This window comes from Streptomyces hygroscopicus subsp. hygroscopicus (assembly GCF_030269125.1).
GTDB classification, from domain to species: domain Bacteria; phylum Actinomycetota; class Actinomycetes; order Streptomycetales; family Streptomycetaceae; genus Streptomyces; species Streptomyces hygroscopicus_C.
On the sequence record NZ_BSSM01000005.1, the window covers coordinates 326,590 to 340,886 of the forward strand.

Genomic DNA, 14,297 nt, shown 5'->3' on the forward strand with positions numbered 1-14,297 from the left:
GAACGGGTGGAGGGGAACCTCGCGGCGGTGGTGCCGGCGGCGTCGGCGGGAAGGGGTGAGCCGGGGGCCGGCCGGTATCGAGGAGGCTGCCGTGGACCTCGGCGTCCCCGTCGCGCGCGAGGACCTCCGCCATGCCTGAGCTGCCGGACGTCGAGGGATTCCGCCGGGTCCTCGCGTCCTGCGCGAAGGGGCGGGTGGTACGCCGCGTCGACGTGCGCGACACGGGCGTCCTGCACGGTGTCGGCACGCGCGGACTGCGCGACGCGCTGGAGGGGCGGCGGTTCGCCGAGCCGGAGCGGCACGGCAAGTGGCTGCTGGCCCGCACCGACGGCCCCACCGTCCTGCTGCACTTCGGCATGACCGGCCTCCTGCTCCCCGCCGGTCCCGGCGACGCGGTCGAGGCCCATGACCGCGTCCTGTTCACCCTGGACGACGGCCGTCAGCTGCGCTACCGCGACCAGCGCAAACTCCGCGGCCTGTGGCTGGCGCACGACGACCTCGACGTCGACCGGCTGCTCGCGCGCCTGGGTCCCGACGCGCTGACCGTCACCCGCGACGACTTCGAGACCGCCCTCCGCGCCCGCCGTGGCGCCCTCAAGACCACCCTCACCGACCAGTCCGTCCTCGCCGGCCTCGGCAACCTGCTCGCCGACGAGATCCTGTGGCGCGCCGGACTGCGCCCCGACCGCCGGGCCCGCGACCTCACCCCGGCCGAACTGCGCCGCCTCCACGTCCAGTTGGGCCGCACCCTCCGCCCCGCCGTCACCGCGGGCCGCGTCCCGCCCCGCCCCTCCTGGCTCACCGGCCACCGCGACGACCCCGACCCGGCGTGCCCCCGCTGCGGCACGCACCTACGCCGGACGCGCATGGGGGGCCGGGGGACGGTGTGGTGCCCGCGGTGCCAGCCGGACGACGACTGACCCGCGCCGCCACGTCCCCGGCCCAGAACACCCTGCCGTCCGATGTCCGATGTCCGACGTCCGACGTCCGACGTCCGACGGCAGCCGGACCCGGGCCGTCCGCCCGCTCACCCGGCCGGCACCGGCCGGCCCGCCATCCCGGCACCGGCCGGCCCGCCACCCCGGCACCAAGCTCTTCGCCTCTCCGGCCGACGCGGACACCGATACGGGAACTGCCGGTCCGCCCGGTCCGCCCGGTCCGTCTCCGTCCGGTCTGCCGTGTCCGCCCGATCTGCCCGGTCCGCCTGGTCTGCCCGGTCGGTCGCGTCTGCCTGGTCCGCTTCGTCCGTCGGGTTCGCCTGGCCCGCCGTCGGCCCGGTCCGCCTAGTTCGCCTGGTCGGTCGCGGGCGATCGGGCCCTGGGCCGGGTTCGCCGCGGGCTGGTCCTTCTGGGCGCTGCTGTGCACCGCCGTCGGATCGTCGGCCCGGTCCGCCGCGTCCGGCCGGTCCGCCCGTCCACTCCGTCCGGCTCGCCCGGGTCCGCCGCGCCGCCCGGTGCGCCCGGCCGTATCAGGCGATCAGGCCCGGGGGGCCGGGGGCCGGCCGGCAGGCAGGTGAGGCGCGGGGTCCGACAGGCCGGCCGAGGCCGCCGCGATCGTCTCGTCAAGGATCTCCCGGGAGAGGGACAGGTCGGCGATCAGGCGGTCGATGCGGGCGCGCTCCGCGGTGAGTTCGTCGACCAGTCGCCCGGTGGCGAACTCGTTCGGGCCGCCGTCCGCGTCCCGCATGCAGGGGAGCAGCCGCCCGATGGTCGCGCTGTTCAGACCGGCGGCGTACAGCGCCTGGATGCGGATGACGCGGTCGACGGCCCAGTCCCCGAAGTTCCGGTGGCCCCCGGGACTGCGCTCGGAGACCAGCAGCCCCTGGTCCTCGTAGTAGCGCAGCGACCGCTCGCTCACCCCGCTGCGCCGGGCCAGTTCACCGATCCGCATCCCTCACCTCGTATCCCGGAGCGGGCTTGAACCTGACACCGGTGTCAACTTCTACCGTACGGCCATGACGAGCACAGCCGCTGAATCCAGCCTCTTCGAGCCCGCCCGAGTGGGCCGCCTGGACCTGCCGAACCGGCTGGTCATGGCGCCCCTGACCCGCAATCGCGCCGCGGCGGACGGCGTCCCCGAACCGATCATGGCCACCTACTACGCGCAGCGGGCGTCCGCCGGGCTGATCATCGCCGAGGCCACCACGCCGAACGCGGTGGGGCAGACGTACCCCAACATCCCCGCCATCCACGGCCGGGACCATGTGGCCGGCTGGCGCCGGGTCACCGACGCGGTGCGTGCCGCGGGCGGCCGGATGTTCCTGCAACTGCAGCACGGCGGTCGCGTCGGCCACCCCGACACCAGCGGGCTGATCCCCCTCGCCCCCTCGCCCGTCGCGCTCCCCGAGACGATCCACACCCCGAGCGGCCGCCGTACCTCCGTCGTGCCGCGCGAGATGACGACCGCCGACATCGAGTCCACCGTCGCCGACTTCGCCGCGGCCGCGCGCAACGCCGTCGAGGCGGGCTTCGAGGGGGTCGAGGTGCACGCCGCCAACGGCCATCTGCTGCACCAGTTCCTGGCGGCGAACACCAACCACCGCACCGACGCGTACGGCGGCTCGGTCGCCGGGCGGATCCGGTTCGCGGTGGAAGTGGTGCGGGCGGTCGCCGCCGCGATCGGCCCCGAGCGGGTGGGCCTGCGCGTCTCCCCCGGCAATACGGTCAACGGCATCGAGGAGGGGGACACGGACACCCTCTACCCGGCACTGGCCGAAGCCCTCGCCGACGCCCGACTCGCCTATCTGCACATCGTGTTCGCCGACCCCGGCCGGCCCCTCTTCCACGACCTCCGCGAGGTCTGGCCGGGCACGCTGATCGCCAACCCCGCGCTCGGCTGGGGCGGCCCGCTCCCCGCCGACGGCGGCGGGCACGCGGGCCGGCGCCTGCTCGCCGCGGGTGCCGACCTGATCGCGCTCGGCCGCGCCTTCCTCGCCAATCCCGACCTGGTCGAACGGCTGCGCGTCGGCGCCCCGCTGAACCAGGTGCGGGACGAGTACGCGATGTACACCGGCGGGGAGACCGGTTACACGGACTACCCCACCCTGGCCGCCACCCGCTCGCCCGCCTTCGCGCGCACCTGACCGGCGTGCCCGCGCGGATCACTCCACCGGGTCCGGGAACCGGGCCGGCCGGGCCTCGCGCGTGAAGAAGGTCTTGGCCCGTACGACCGCCCGCTCGTCGTCCAGTACCTGCCCCGGCCGGGTGCCGTTGCCGAGGAGCACGCCGCCGAAGTCCATCCCCATGTAGGCGGCGGTGTGGTGCAGGGTGAGCACCAGCGGCCGGGCCACGGCCTCTTCGCGGTGCGCCATCGCCGTCACACCCCACAGGGAGCGCCCCGCCATCGCCGCCCTGAACCCCGGGTCCGGGACGGACAACCACTTCGACCAGTAGTCGAGGTAGCGCTTGGCGCTCGACGAGAGGGAGTACCAGTACAGCGGGGAGACGATCACGATGTCGGTGGCGGCGAGCGTCGCCCGCCGCAGCGCCTCCTCGTTCTCCTGCTCCGGCCAGGGCTCCTCGGCGTGCCGCGTGTCGACGTAGTCGGGCAGCCGCAGCTCCGCCAGGTCCAGCCAGCGCCGCTCGGTCGCGGCCGGCAGCTGCTCGGCCGCCAGACGGGCCAACTGCTCGCTGTTGCCGCCCGGTCGGGCGCTGGCCAGCAGGAAGAGGAACGAACGGTTCACGCGGGCTCCCGGGACGGTGCGGCTGGGTCCGCCCCTGCAACCGGCTTCGGTGGCACGGTATTTCCGGCCGGCCCCGGACGCGCCGACCTCGTGTCCGCACGGCACAACGCGACTGACAGCGCGGCATCGCCGTGCTTATGATGCTCGCGATGAAGACCTTCTCCTTCTGCGGATTGGGGGAATCGTTCGCGCAAGGTGAGTGCTGATGGCACCACACGTCGCGAACGACATTCCGCCCCACCTGTCGATGTGGCAGCGCGTGCGTGAGTACGCCGTGCCACCGTCCATGATCGAGACCGCGACCGCGCGCCGTGCGGTCGGCGACTGGGCGGGGGCCTGCGCCGCCGCCCGGATCGACGTCGATCTCGATCTGCGCGCCGTGCGCGACCGCCACGGCACCGAGGTCGGCACCCGCCTCCGCGCTGACCTGCGCCGGCTCGCGCCCGACCTGCTCCGCTGGCACATGCCCCGGATCGCCCCCGACGGCCGCCTGCGGCCCGGCCTCACCCTCTCCCTCGCGCAGTACGGCGGTCACGACACCGTGCCCGTGCGGCTGGTGGTGCGGACACCGCCGGCCTGGGCGGACGCGGGGCAGCGGATGTCCCTCGCCCTGTGGGAGGGACCCGGCGACGGCGCCCCCGGACACCACCCGCACCCGCATCCCGAGCGACGCTTCCGGCTCGACCTGCACCGGCATCTGTGGGACGCCGCGCGCAGCGGTGAACTGGCCTGGCGGAGCGGGATGTTGGGGGCACCGGCCGATCCGCCGCCCGGTCCACAGGGCCACTGCGAGCAGCCCACCGGCCTCCTCGACCCGCCATGGGCGGTGGCCAACTGGGCCGCCGAGGCGGAACTGCTCCTGCGTGCCGAGGGGCGCCCTCGCGGGCCCTTCACGGTACGGCTCGGTGCGCGCAGCCGCGTCGTACTCGACCTCACCGCCCCCGACGACAGCCATGCCCCGACGCTCCGGCCGCTGCGGGACACCCTGCCGCCACAGGAAGTCGCCGCGCTCCCGGTGCTCCCGGAGGCCGCGGCCCGGCTCCTGCCGGATCTGGAGCTGCTGCGGGCGGGGCTGGTCACGGCCGGGCGACTGCACCCGCTCGTCGCCGGGGCGCTGACGGCGGCCGGTCCGGCATGCGCGGCGGCCGATCCCGCGTCGGTGCTCCACCCCGTCCCCGGACACCAGGACCCGCACCGCGTGGAATGCCGCGGCGAGATCCACCGGATCGCGCTGCGGAACGGCGTGCTCACGGCGGTCGACCACTCCCCGGCCGAACTGCGCCGCGAGGAACTCCTCGTGGCGCTCGGCGGCCCCGCGCTGCCGTGCCTGCGGGCGATCGACGCCGTGCACCGCAACCCCGAGGCGCTGCCCGCCGTCCGGGAGCGGCTCCGCCACGGTGATGTCGCCGGAGCGCTGGCCGTGGTCGAGGGGCTGCTCGGTCCCGACGCGGTGCTGCGCGACGGACCGCTCAGGGAGGAACTGGAGTCGGCGGCCGCCCGCCGCATCGACCACGGGCTCTTCCGCTCGGGACTGGTCGCCGTGCACCCTGCCGCCGGTACGGCGGGGAGCGCCTCGGCAGCCGGGCGCACGAAGGGCCACCGCCCGCGGCTGGACCGTCGCGTCCCCGCCGCGATGCGCAGCAAACGGGGCGGCCGGAGCCGCCCCCGCACCGGCCAGCGCTGACCCGCCCCAGTCCTTCCCCTCCTTCCCTCCCTCTTCCCTTCCTTCCCCGCCTGCGCCGGACTGCCGACCGCCGCTCCCGACGAAACCCCGGGACCGCGCACCGCGCGCCACTTCGACCTCCGGCACGGGCCGCCCCCGTCCCCTCTCCCACCCCAGGTGATGCCCATGACCACCAGCACCCTCGCGCGAATCGCCACCCCGGTCGCCGCGTCCGAGGCAGGACCCCGACTCGCCGTGGCCGACGACCTGTTGGCCCTCCTTCGCACGACCACCACCGAACCCCGCCCCGACGACCAGCTCGAAGCCCTCACCCTGGCCGTCGCGGCCGACCTGCCCGTGCTGCTGTGGGGCGAGCCGGGCATCGGCAAGACCGCCGCCCTGACGCAGCTCGCCGCCTCCCTCGACCTGCCGCTGACCACCGTGATCGCGAGCGTGCACGAGCCGTCCGACTTCTCCGGGCTGCCCATCGTGGGCGACGACCCCGCGGTGCAGGGCGTGCCGATGGCGCCGCCGCAGTGGGCCGTGGAGCTGGTACGGGCCGGCCGGGGGCTGCTCTTCCTGGACGAACTCTCCACCGCCACCCCGGCCGTGCAGGCCGCGCTGCTGCGGGTCGTCCTGGAGCGGAGGGTCGGCGCGCTCCGACTGCCGCCCGGGGTACGGATCGTAGCCGCGGCCAATCCTCGCGCGTCGGCGGCGGACGGCTGGGAGCTGAGCCCGCCGCTGGCCAACCGGTTCGTGCATCTGTACTGGGTGCACGACCGGGAGGTGGTGGTGCGCGGCCTCGGCGGGGTCTGGCCCCGGGCGGAGCTGCCCCGGCTGGTGCCGGAGCGGCTGCCGGAGGCGGTGGCGTTCGCGCGGCGCGCGGTGTGCGGGTTCCTGGAGGCCAGGCCCACGCTGATCCACCGGCTGCCGAGCACCGAGACCCGGCGCGGCGGCGCCTGGCCCTCGCCGCGCAGCTGGGAGGCCGCGCTGACGCTGCTGGCCTTCGGCACGGCGGCCGGCGTCTCCCAGGACGTGCTGGCCCTGCTCGTGCGGGGCGCGGTGGGGGACGGGCCGGGGTTCGAATTCCTCGCCCACCTCGACCGGATGGACCTGCCGGACCCGGAGTCGCTGCTGGCGGACCCGGCCCGCGCCGAGCTGCCGGAGCGGGGTGACCTGCGGCAGGCCGCGCTGGAGGCGGTGGTGGCCGCCGTCGGCGCGCGGCCCCGGCGCGAGCGGTGGGAGGCGGGCTGGGCGGTACTGGTGCGGGCGCTGGAGACCGGCGCCCCCGACCTGCTGGTCGCCCCGGCGACGGCGCTGGCCGCGCTGCGCCGCGACGACTGGGAGGTGCCGGAGGCGGTGGAACGGCTGGCCACGGTGATCGGCCTCGCGCAACGGGCGGACCGTTCGGTGAGACGGGCGACGGCGACGGGCACCTCCGAGCCGGCCCGGCCGGGGCAGCGAGCCCAGCCGACCGGGCCGGCCGCCCCCGCCCCCGCGACGGGGACGTGCCGGTGACGGGGCCGGGGCCCACCGGCCGTCCCCTGCCCCGCCCGATGGGGCCGCCCCCGCCCCCGCGCCCGGTGCGGGCCACCGTTGCGAAGCCGCCGGCCGCCCCCGGCGCACCGGGCGCGCGACCGGCACTCCGCCTGGACCGGGAGAAGCTGCTCGCCGCCCGGCTCCACGCCGTGCGGGTCCGCCCCTACCTCGCCGCCGCCCTGTTCGCCCTGCACGTCGTGGAGGACAGGTCGGTCCCGACGATGGCGGTGGACGCGCACTGGCGCTGCTACGTCTCGCCCGGCTTCGTGGCGCGCACCCCGGTGGAGGAACTGGCGGGCGTGTGGGTGCACGAGGTCTCCCATCTGCTCCGGGACCACCACGGGCGCAGCGAGCGGTATGCGCGCGAACACGAGGAACCCGGCGCGGGGGAACGGGGCGCCGCGGCCGAAGGGCGGGAGCGGCTGCGGCAGAACATCGCCGCCGACTTCGAGATCAACGACGACATCTACGGTGACGGCCTGCCCATGCCCGCCGGCGCGGTCCTGCCGTCCCTGCTGCGGCTGCCCACCGGGCTGTTGATGGAGGAGTACCTGCGCACGGCGTCCATGTCCGGGCTCACCGGCGACCTGGCCTGGCTGGACTGCGGCAGCGGCGCCGACGGGCGGCACCGGCCGTGGGAGCTGGGGCCCGACGGCGCGCACGGGCTGAGCGGACAGGAGCGGGACGCGGTCCGGTTCCGGGTCGCGGAGGGGATCAAGGGCCGGCCGGGCGACGCGCCCGAGGGGTGGCGCCGGTGGGCGGACGAGGCGTTCCATCCTCCGCAGCCCTGGCGGCAGTTGCTCGGGGCGGCGGTCCGCTCGGCGGCGGGCGCGCCGGGCGTGGGCGAGAACCACAGCTACCGGCGCCCGTCCCGCCGTTCGGCCGGCGTCCCCGAGGTGCTGCTGCCGAGCCTGCGCCGCACGCCGCCCCGGGTCTGCGTCGTGATCGACACCTCCGGCTCGGTGAGCGACGCCGAGCTGGGCGGCGCGCTGCTGGAAGTGGCGGCGATCTCCCGGGCGGTGGGCGGGCGGCGCGACCTGGTCTCGGTGATCTCCTGCGACGCGGCGGCCGGGGTCGCCGTACCGCTGTGCCGCGCCGAGAACATCGCCCTGGTCGGCGGCGGGGGCACGGATCTGCGCTCCGGCTTCGCGCGGGCCCTGCGCTCCCGGCCCCGCCCGGACGTGATCGTCGCCCTGACCGACGGCCAGACACCGTGGCCCTCCGCGCAGCCGCCCTGCCGTACCGTCGTCGGCCTCTTCCCGCGCCCCGCCCGCGCCGTGAACGAGGAGGACCCCGACTACGTCCCGGACGCCCCGCCGTCCTGGGCGCGCGTCGTCACCATCGGCTGAGCGGAAGCGGCCGGCGGCCCGTCCGGGAGGAGCCGCCGCGGGCCGGCCCCGCCCGCGGCGGCGGAAGCCGAGGAACAGCGCGCCGCCGAACGGAACGGCCGCGACCGGGGTACCGGCCGCCGGTGGCGCCACGGTGCCCGTGCCGGTGCCGGCCGTGGAGGCAGCGTGCGGGGGCGGGGGCCCGACTCCCGCGCGCTCGCCCCCGGCACCACCGCCGCGCCGCCCTGTCCTGCCCGCTCTCCGCCGAGGTGTAACGCGCACCCGCCCCCACCGCGTGTAAGAGGAGACGTCCGACCACGAAAGGACCAACACGGTGGGGGAAGCACCCGCGGACTACCTGGAGTTCGCCGTCGCCCGCAGCGGGCCGCTGTTCCGGACCGCCTGCATGCTCACGGGCGACTGGCACCTCGCCGAGGACCTGGTCCAGGAGACGCTCGCCAAGATGTACCGCTCCTGGCGGCGGATCAGCCGTGCCGGCTCACCGGTGGCGTACGCCGACACGGTGCTCGTCCGCACCTACATCTCCCAGCGCCGCCGCCGCAGTTCCACGGAACGCCCCAGCGACCGGCTGCCCGAGGCGGCGGGGACGGCCCCGGACGCGGAGCTGCGGATGGCGCTGCTCGACGGTCTGGCCCGGCTGACGGCCAAGGACCGGGCGGTGCTGGTGCTCCGCTACTGGGAGGACCGCTCGGTCGAGGAGACCTCCCAGGTCCTCAGGCTGTCGCCGGGAGCCGTCCGCGCCCGGAGCATGCGCGCCCTGCAACGGCTGCGCGCGCTGCTCGGCGCCGAGCACGCCGACCTGGCCGCGTGACGAGCAGACCCCGACGACGACCGGTACCGCGCGCACGACCTCGCCCGTACGCCCCGAACACCACGAGAACGGAACCCCCATGTCCCTGGACAAGGACCTCGAGACCCGGGTGGCCCACGCCATGCGCCGCGCCGCCGGGGAGTTCCCGCCCCACTCCGCCGACCTGGTGCGGCGGTCCGTCGCCCGGGGCCGCCGGATGCGGTGGTACGCCACCGCCCGTATCGCCGTCACGGCCGCCACGGTGGTGGCCGTGGGCGGCACCCTGATGGCCACGGACCCCTTCGGCGGTCACGGCGCCGGCACCCGCGACCAGGTGCGGGCCGGCGCTCGGGCGGCCTCCGGCGGGCAGCCGTCCTCGCGCACGCCCTCCTCGGTCAGCGGCGAGGAGATGGTCCGCACCCTCGAAGGTCTGCTGCCCGCGGGCGGCACCGTCTCCGCGGCGTCGGGCAGGGCGTCCGAGGCGGGCCCGCCGTTCGTCTCGCCGATGGCCAAGCTCACCTACTCCACCGCGGAGGGTTCCTCCGGCATCGACGTCACCCTCGCCCGGCTGGACCCCGGTATCCCCCGCGACCAGCAGGGCAACGGCGGTTGCCTCCCGGTGGAGGTGCGTCCCTACGACACGTGCACGACCGAGAGGCTCCCCGGGGGCGCGGTGCTCAACACGACCAGGTCCTTCACGTACCCGAGCAGCGAAACCGGGCAGAAGCGCTGGTACGTGGTCCTCACGAGGACCGACGGGGTCCAGCTGACGGTGGAGGAGTTCGGCGGGGGCGACGAGAAGGGCTCGTCCGGCGGGGCCGATCCGCTGCTGTCCATCGCCCAGCTGACCTCGATCGTGCGCAGCCCGGCGTGGAACAAGGCGATCAGCGCGCTGCCGGTCCCCGCCGAAGGGTCCCCCTCCGCCGCCGAGCCGCGGGTGTCCGGCGCCCGGATGACCAGGGTGCTGAAGTCCCACCTGCCCCGGACCGGGACCGTCTCCGACGTGAACGCCGGTGACGGGATGGTCCAGTTGGTGTACGACGACGGCCACGGGAAGAGCATGGTCGAGGCCGACGCGCAGTACGGCATGACCGCCGCCCTGGCCGGGCACATGGGCTGCGCCGGCGTCCCCGGTCACTGCGAGGCCACGACACTGGCCGACGGCACGCGGATCAAGAAGGTCCGGAGGCCGTCGGAGAAGGGCGGCGCGGCCCAGGTGTGGCTGGTCGACGTGCTGTACCCGGACGGCCGCCGGGTGGTGGCCCAGGAGGTCAACTCCTACGCGGAGAGCGGCCCGGTCACCCGTCCCCGGCCGGCGCTGGGCATGGCCGAACTCCAGAGCATCGCGCGCGACCGGCAGTTCGTCGCCGACTGACCGGCACGGACGACGAGCGGGCCGCGCGGGCACGGCGACGCGGCGGTGGGGGGAGGCAGGCGGGTCCGGGGCGGTCGGTGCGAGGACGGCCCCCGTCGGCGGCAGGAGTTGTCGTCCCTCTTGCTTGCTCACCTTTTCCACAGGAGCTCCATGAGCCTCAAGCAGGTCTCCGCCGTCGCGGCGATATCGGTCCTCGCCGGGCTGACCACGGCCACCGTCGGTCTCACCGGCCCCGCCGCCTGGGCCGACAGCACGGCGGCGCTGCCCCTGTCCCACTACTCGCACATGCTGGTCGACGCCGCCCACCGGCACATCTTCTTCAGCCAGGGCGCCGGTTCGACCGGCATCGTGGTGACCGACTCGACGCGCAGAGCGCCTCGACGGCCCAGCTGAGCCTCACCAACCCGGTCAACCAGAAGTTCCGGGTGCGCTCGCAGTACGTGCACAGCGCGAAGGACGACACCAACCTGACCACGTGGAGCGGCCGGCTCTACCTCACGGTCCGTACCTGAGGCACCCCGGCGGCGAACGGCCCGGACACGCGCGAGCGCGGTGTCCGGGCCGGTGCGCCTGGCGCCGCCGTCACGGGATGGCCCAAGCTGGCCCGCATGGATTGGTTGCCACTGCTTTCCACCCTGGCCGGGGCCGCGATCGGCATCGTCGCCACGCTCATCGCCGATCGCAACCGGTGGAAGCGCGAGGACGCGAAAGAGGCCCTTCGGCTGCGGCTCGACATCTACACGCAGTACACCACCGCCGTGAAGGTCCTCGGCGAGACCCTGCGGGCCCTGGCCGAGCGGGAGCACGCTCGTGACGACGAGCGGGCGCTCGCGCTGCGCGAGGCCTTTCGGGACTCGGGCATAGCCGTGGCGTCGGAACGGATGTGGCTCATCGCGCCCGAACCGGTCGTCAAGGCATCCAACAGCGTGTTCCACTGCCTGCGGCGCATCTGCGCCGGCTACGTCGACGGCACCGCCGTCAACAGCCCGGAGGATCGCGCCCGTTGGGAGGCGCGCGGCACGGCGGCCGCCAGGATGCGCAAGCTCATGCGCGAGGATCTCGGCGTCGGCCCCCTCACCGAACGCCACAGCCCCCTTCTCGACGACTACGGCGACCCCGCCACGCGGTGATCGTGACGGTGGCACCGGCCCTCATGAGACGGCACGAGCGCCCGGAGCGGCTGAGAGGGCGCGGACGCGCCGCACCGGAGCGGCCTTCGGACGCCGGCGAGCTGTGCGCGTGGTTCACTCCGGCACTTCGGCCGTGCCCCCGAGGCGCCCGGTTTCGGCGAGTGCCAGCATCCGTGCGGCGGTCAGCGAGTTCTCGGGATCAGCGGCGGCGGCCAGCAGCCGGGCGGCAGTTCCGACGGGCTCCTCGGGAGGTACGACGAGGAGTACCCAGCGTCCCACGGTGCCGCAGTCCAGAGTGATGGCATGCGCCTCGCCACCGGGGCCGGTCTGCTCCACGGCGATCTCCCGGTCGGGCGACATGACCGCGTGCGGGGCGTCGGGCCATTCTCCCGGGTAGACGGTGACCCGTACCGCTGTCTCCGGCTCCGGTTCCAACGAGCTGACGAGCGAGGGGAGTTCGAGTTCCAGTGCGTCACAGCGGGGCCACCAGGCCCCGTCCAGCGGACCGTGGCTGACGTCGGGGGTGAGGGCCACGCGAGGCAAGGGCATGCGGTACGTGTGCGTATCGGTATCGGCCGGCGCACCGCTGGCTTCCCGCGTGCGGCCCGTTCGTTCCTCCTCCTGCTCCTCCATCAGGCGGATGCCCTCGTGCGTCAGCGAGACGGCGGCAGGAGTCCGGTGCGAGGTCCAGTCGACGTCGATCAGGCCCTCGTCGGCCAGATAGGCGCAGGCGGCGGACAGGTCCTCGTCCGCCAGGCCCAGCTCGGCGCGGAGCGACGATCCGCTGACGTCGGGGCGGTTGCGTTCGACCGCCCCGTACAGGCAGCGCAGGACCGCCTTCCGGTTGTTCTTGCGTTCACGGAGTTTCGTCATGGCTGTGGTCTCCGACGTGTCGACGGCCGTGCGAGGACGGACGCGATGGCGGATTCTGCGGCGGTGTGTCTCCGGATCACACCTCGTCGGCATGTGTCTGTGCCTGCTCCGTCGACTTGCTGGCCGAGAGCCAGGACCGTGCGGGTTCCGAGGCATGTGCGGTGTCGAGGGTGAGATGGAGCCGGGTCCCTCCTTCGCGGCCGGCGGGGTAGCTGCGCTGCTCGGTCGAGGCGAAGCAACGGCGGAGCACTTCGGCGACGCGCCGGGCGACCTCCGGCGTCGCCGTGACGATGCGGACCTCGGCGTGGCCTTCGGGCGGCAAGGGCTCGTGCTCCATACGGACCTCCTGGTCGGCGACGGGCAAGAAGTACGCATACGGCTCCTGCCCGGACACCGGACGACGGTGCGGCGTGTCTCCGCGTCTGGCCCCTTTCCTGAAGGGTATGCCCGGGAGGACGCGGTGGCGTGCCCCCGGCGGTCCGGCCGGGGCACGGGGAGGCACCGGGGCCCTGCCGAAGGCATCGCCGGTCCGTGGCGGGCGGCCGCGACGGACCCGTGCGGGTGATCTGCTTCCGGGCGCCACCCGGCCCGTTCCGGTGCCGGCCCCGGGCGCGACCCGTTGTCGATCAGGGCTCGCCTCCGGCGCCGGGAGCGGGCGGTACGCGGCGGACGACCGCCGAAGCGAGGCGGGCGGCGCGGAGCAGTCCGGTCCGGATTCGAGGTACCGGGGGTTTCCCGGCGGGGCCGGCAGCAGGGGGCGGCGGGTGCCCGGCACTGGGCCGGTGAGGTGTCCACCGGGCCCGGACGGCGCGCACCGGTCGCGGCCCTGACCGGTTCCCCGCGGCGCGGGCAGCGGGGCGGTGCTCGTCCCGGGGTCCGCTCGACGGGGCCGGTGCGGTGCTCGTCCCGGGGTCCGCTCGACGGGGCTGGTGCGGTGCACCGGACGCGCGGGAGCCGGGCCGACATGATCCTTTCGCCGCCACGAAGCCGACCGCCGTCCTCCACCCGCCCGGCGATCTCCGGGCCGTGCCTCTCCGTCGGACGCCGTGCCGCGCCCGGGTCTCAGCCGGAGCCGGAACCGCCCGTCGCCCCGCCGGCGGCACGGCGGTACTCGGCGTTGATGCGCTGCGCCTCCTCCAGCTGGTCCTCGAGGATGACGATGCGGCATGCGGCCTCGATCGGGGTCCCCTTGTCGACGAGTTCGCGCGCGCGGGCGGCGATCCGCAACTGGTAGCGGGAATAACGGCGGTGTCCGCCCTCCGAGCGGAGGGGAGTGATCAGCCGGGCCTCACCGATGGCTCGGAGGAAGGCCGGGGTGGTGCCGAGCATCTCGGCTGCCCGCCCCATCGTGTACGCGGGGTAGTCGTCGTCGTCCAGACGATCATTCAGGGGGTTGTCCGATGTCATGTCACCTCGCTGTGCAACGCGTCGAGGGGCCCTGGTGCCGTACGGCACCAGGGCCCCGAAGGAAATTCAACACCATCTGTCGGCCCTACTGCTGGGCCGGCCTTCTCTTTCCGCTACCCGGCCCGGCAGGGCGGAGCGGGGGATCGCAGCTGCGTGACCGGGGACCACCATCCATTCCGGGGTCTTGCGGTACCCGGGCCGACTGTTTCTCGGTCCCGGGCGATCCTGATGGCGTCTGCTTCTTCCTTCCTTTCTCTTCTCACCGAACCACTGGGTGAACCGGTACCGCTGTCGGCGGCTCCTCGACGTGCGAGCCGCCCAGTGCGGCTCCCGGCTCCGTCGCCGCTCTGGCAACACCTCGGCTTCGAGGCTCGGGAGCCGCACTGACTTGCGTACTTCGTCTTCAGCCACCCGCCAGTTCGTGTCTGGCGGGTCTCGTTCGACCCTCTCTACGGAATGAAGCGTACCCACGTCTGGGAAAAAATGTCT

Annotated in this window: 14 protein-coding genes; 9 read left to right on the forward strand and 5 right to left on the reverse strand. The window is 74.8% G+C overall.

Translation table 11 applies throughout. The features are described from left to right. Positions 1-131: 131 nt before the first annotated feature. The gene (locus QSK45_RS14550; RefSeq protein WP_285556798.1) at positions 132-920 is read left to right on the forward strand and encodes an Fpg/Nei family DNA glycosylase; all 789 of its coding nucleotides are present in this window, start codon (positions 132-134) and stop codon (positions 918-920) included. A gap of 556 nt (positions 921-1,476) precedes the next feature. Here QSK45_RS14550 and QSK45_RS14555 read toward each other — a convergent pair. Beyond that, on the reverse strand, positions 1,477-1,890 hold the full coding sequence (locus tag QSK45_RS14555; RefSeq protein WP_285556799.1) for a MerR family transcriptional regulator: 414 nt from the start codon (positions 1,888-1,890) through the stop codon (positions 1,477-1,479). Between the two features lie 64 nt (positions 1,891-1,954). Here QSK45_RS14555 and QSK45_RS14560 point away from each other — a divergent pair, with 64 nt between their 5' ends. Continuing rightward, the gene (locus QSK45_RS14560) at positions 1,955-3,082 is read left to right on the forward strand and encodes an alkene reductase (protein WP_285556800.1); all 1,128 of its coding nucleotides are present in this window, start codon (positions 1,955-1,957) and stop codon (positions 3,080-3,082) included. A gap of 18 nt (positions 3,083-3,100) precedes the next feature. Here the strand turns inward: QSK45_RS14560 and QSK45_RS14565 are convergent, their stop codons facing one another. Beyond that, positions 3,101-3,682 carry a flavodoxin family protein gene (locus QSK45_RS14565; RefSeq protein WP_285556801.1) on the reverse strand — a complete coding sequence of 194 codons (582 nt, stop codon included), beginning with the start codon at positions 3,680-3,682 and terminating at the stop codon, positions 3,101-3,103. 205 nt (positions 3,683-3,887) lie between these two features. On the opposite strand from QSK45_RS14565, the gene QSK45_RS14570 reads away from it, so the two are divergent. The 7 genes from QSK45_RS14570 to QSK45_RS14600 all read left to right on the forward strand — a co-directional run bounded on the left by QSK45_RS14570 (position 3,888) and on the right by QSK45_RS14600 (position 11,528). After that, positions 3,888-5,366, forward strand: coding sequence for a hypothetical protein (locus QSK45_RS14570; RefSeq protein ID WP_285556803.1), 1,479 nt, complete (start codon positions 3,888-3,890; stop codon positions 5,364-5,366). A gap of 165 nt (positions 5,367-5,531) precedes the next feature. Continuing rightward, positions 5,532-6,863, forward strand: a complete 1,332-nt coding sequence (locus tag QSK45_RS14575) for an AAA family ATPase (protein WP_285556805.1) — start codon at positions 5,532-5,534, stop codon at positions 6,861-6,863. A 38-nt stretch (positions 6,864-6,901) separates the two neighbouring features. Then, a complete protein-coding gene (locus QSK45_RS14580; RefSeq protein WP_285557098.1) occupies positions 6,902-8,233 on the forward strand; it encodes a vWA domain-containing protein in 1,332 nt (443 codons plus the stop codon). 313 nt (positions 8,234-8,546) lie between these two features. Further along, positions 8,547-9,044, forward strand: a complete 498-nt coding sequence (locus QSK45_RS14585; RefSeq protein ID WP_285556807.1) for a SigE family RNA polymerase sigma factor — start codon at positions 8,547-8,549, stop codon at positions 9,042-9,044. Between the two features lie 79 nt (positions 9,045-9,123). Next, positions 9,124-10,398 carry a hypothetical protein gene (locus tag QSK45_RS14590; protein ID WP_285556809.1) on the forward strand — a complete coding sequence of 425 codons (1,275 nt, stop codon included), beginning with the start codon at positions 9,124-9,126 and terminating at the stop codon, positions 10,396-10,398. A gap of 150 nt (positions 10,399-10,548) precedes the next feature. Further along, positions 10,549-10,791: a hypothetical protein gene (locus QSK45_RS14595; protein ID WP_285556811.1), complete on the forward strand. Its 243-nt coding sequence runs from the start codon at positions 10,549-10,551 to the stop codon at positions 10,789-10,791. A 215-nt stretch (positions 10,792-11,006) separates the two neighbouring features. Continuing rightward, positions 11,007-11,528: a hypothetical protein gene (locus QSK45_RS14600; protein ID WP_285556813.1), complete on the forward strand. Its 522-nt coding sequence runs from the start codon at positions 11,007-11,009 to the stop codon at positions 11,526-11,528. A 114-nt stretch (positions 11,529-11,642) separates the two neighbouring features. On the opposite strand, the gene QSK45_RS38525 is transcribed toward QSK45_RS14600, so the two are convergent. The 3 genes from QSK45_RS38525 to QSK45_RS14620 all read right to left on the reverse strand — a co-directional run bounded on the left by QSK45_RS38525 (position 11,643) and on the right by QSK45_RS14620 (position 13,808). Next, complete coding sequence (locus QSK45_RS38525; RefSeq protein ID WP_490993569.1) at positions 11,643-12,401, reverse strand: DUF5994 family protein; 759 nt, start codon at positions 12,399-12,401, stop codon at positions 11,643-11,645. A gap of 76 nt (positions 12,402-12,477) precedes the next feature. Next, positions 12,478-12,738, reverse strand: a complete 261-nt coding sequence (locus QSK45_RS14615) for a hypothetical protein (RefSeq protein ID WP_285556815.1) — start codon at positions 12,736-12,738, stop codon at positions 12,478-12,480. Between the two features lie 725 nt (positions 12,739-13,463). Next, complete coding sequence (locus QSK45_RS14620) at positions 13,464-13,808, reverse strand: MerR family transcriptional regulator (RefSeq protein WP_285556817.1); 345 nt, start codon at positions 13,806-13,808, stop codon at positions 13,464-13,466. Positions 13,809-14,297: the final 489 nt, after the last annotated feature.

Bases quoted from the DNA above. Each gene is read 5' to 3' on its own strand.
- QSK45_RS14600 (WP_285556813.1), top strand. From the start codon at position 11,007: ATGGATTGGTTGCCACTGCTTTCCACCCTGGCCGGGGCCGCGATCGGC.
- QSK45_RS14550 (WP_285556798.1), top strand. From the start codon at position 132: ATGCCTGAGCTGCCGGACGTCGAGGGATTCCGCCGGGTCCTCGCGTCC.
- QSK45_RS14615 (WP_285556815.1), bottom strand. From the start codon at position 12,738: ATGGAGCACGAGCCCTTGCCGCCCGAAGGCCACGCCGAGGTCCGCATC.
- QSK45_RS14560 (WP_285556800.1), top strand. From the start codon at position 1,955: ATGACGAGCACAGCCGCTGAATCCAGCCTCTTCGAGCCCGCCCGAGTG.
- QSK45_RS14620 (WP_285556817.1), bottom strand. From the start codon at position 13,808: ATGACATCGGACAACCCCCTGAATGATCGTCTGGACGACGACGACTAC.
- QSK45_RS38525 (WP_490993569.1), bottom strand. From the start codon at position 12,401: ATGACGAAACTCCGTGAACGCAAGAACAACCGGAAGGCGGTCCTGCGC.
- QSK45_RS14595 (WP_285556811.1), top strand. From the start codon at position 10,549: ATGAGCCTCAAGCAGGTCTCCGCCGTCGCGGCGATATCGGTCCTCGCC.
- QSK45_RS14590 (WP_285556809.1), top strand. From the start codon at position 9,124: ATGTCCCTGGACAAGGACCTCGAGACCCGGGTGGCCCACGCCATGCGC.
- QSK45_RS14580 (WP_285557098.1), top strand. From the start codon at position 6,902: ATGGGGCCGCCCCCGCCCCCGCGCCCGGTGCGGGCCACCGTTGCGAAG.
- QSK45_RS14575 (WP_285556805.1), top strand. From the start codon at position 5,532: ATGACCACCAGCACCCTCGCGCGAATCGCCACCCCGGTCGCCGCGTCC.
- QSK45_RS14570 (WP_285556803.1), top strand. From the start codon at position 3,888: ATGGCACCACACGTCGCGAACGACATTCCGCCCCACCTGTCGATGTGG.
- QSK45_RS14555 (WP_285556799.1), bottom strand. From the start codon at position 1,890: ATGCGGATCGGTGAACTGGCCCGGCGCAGCGGGGTGAGCGAGCGGTCG.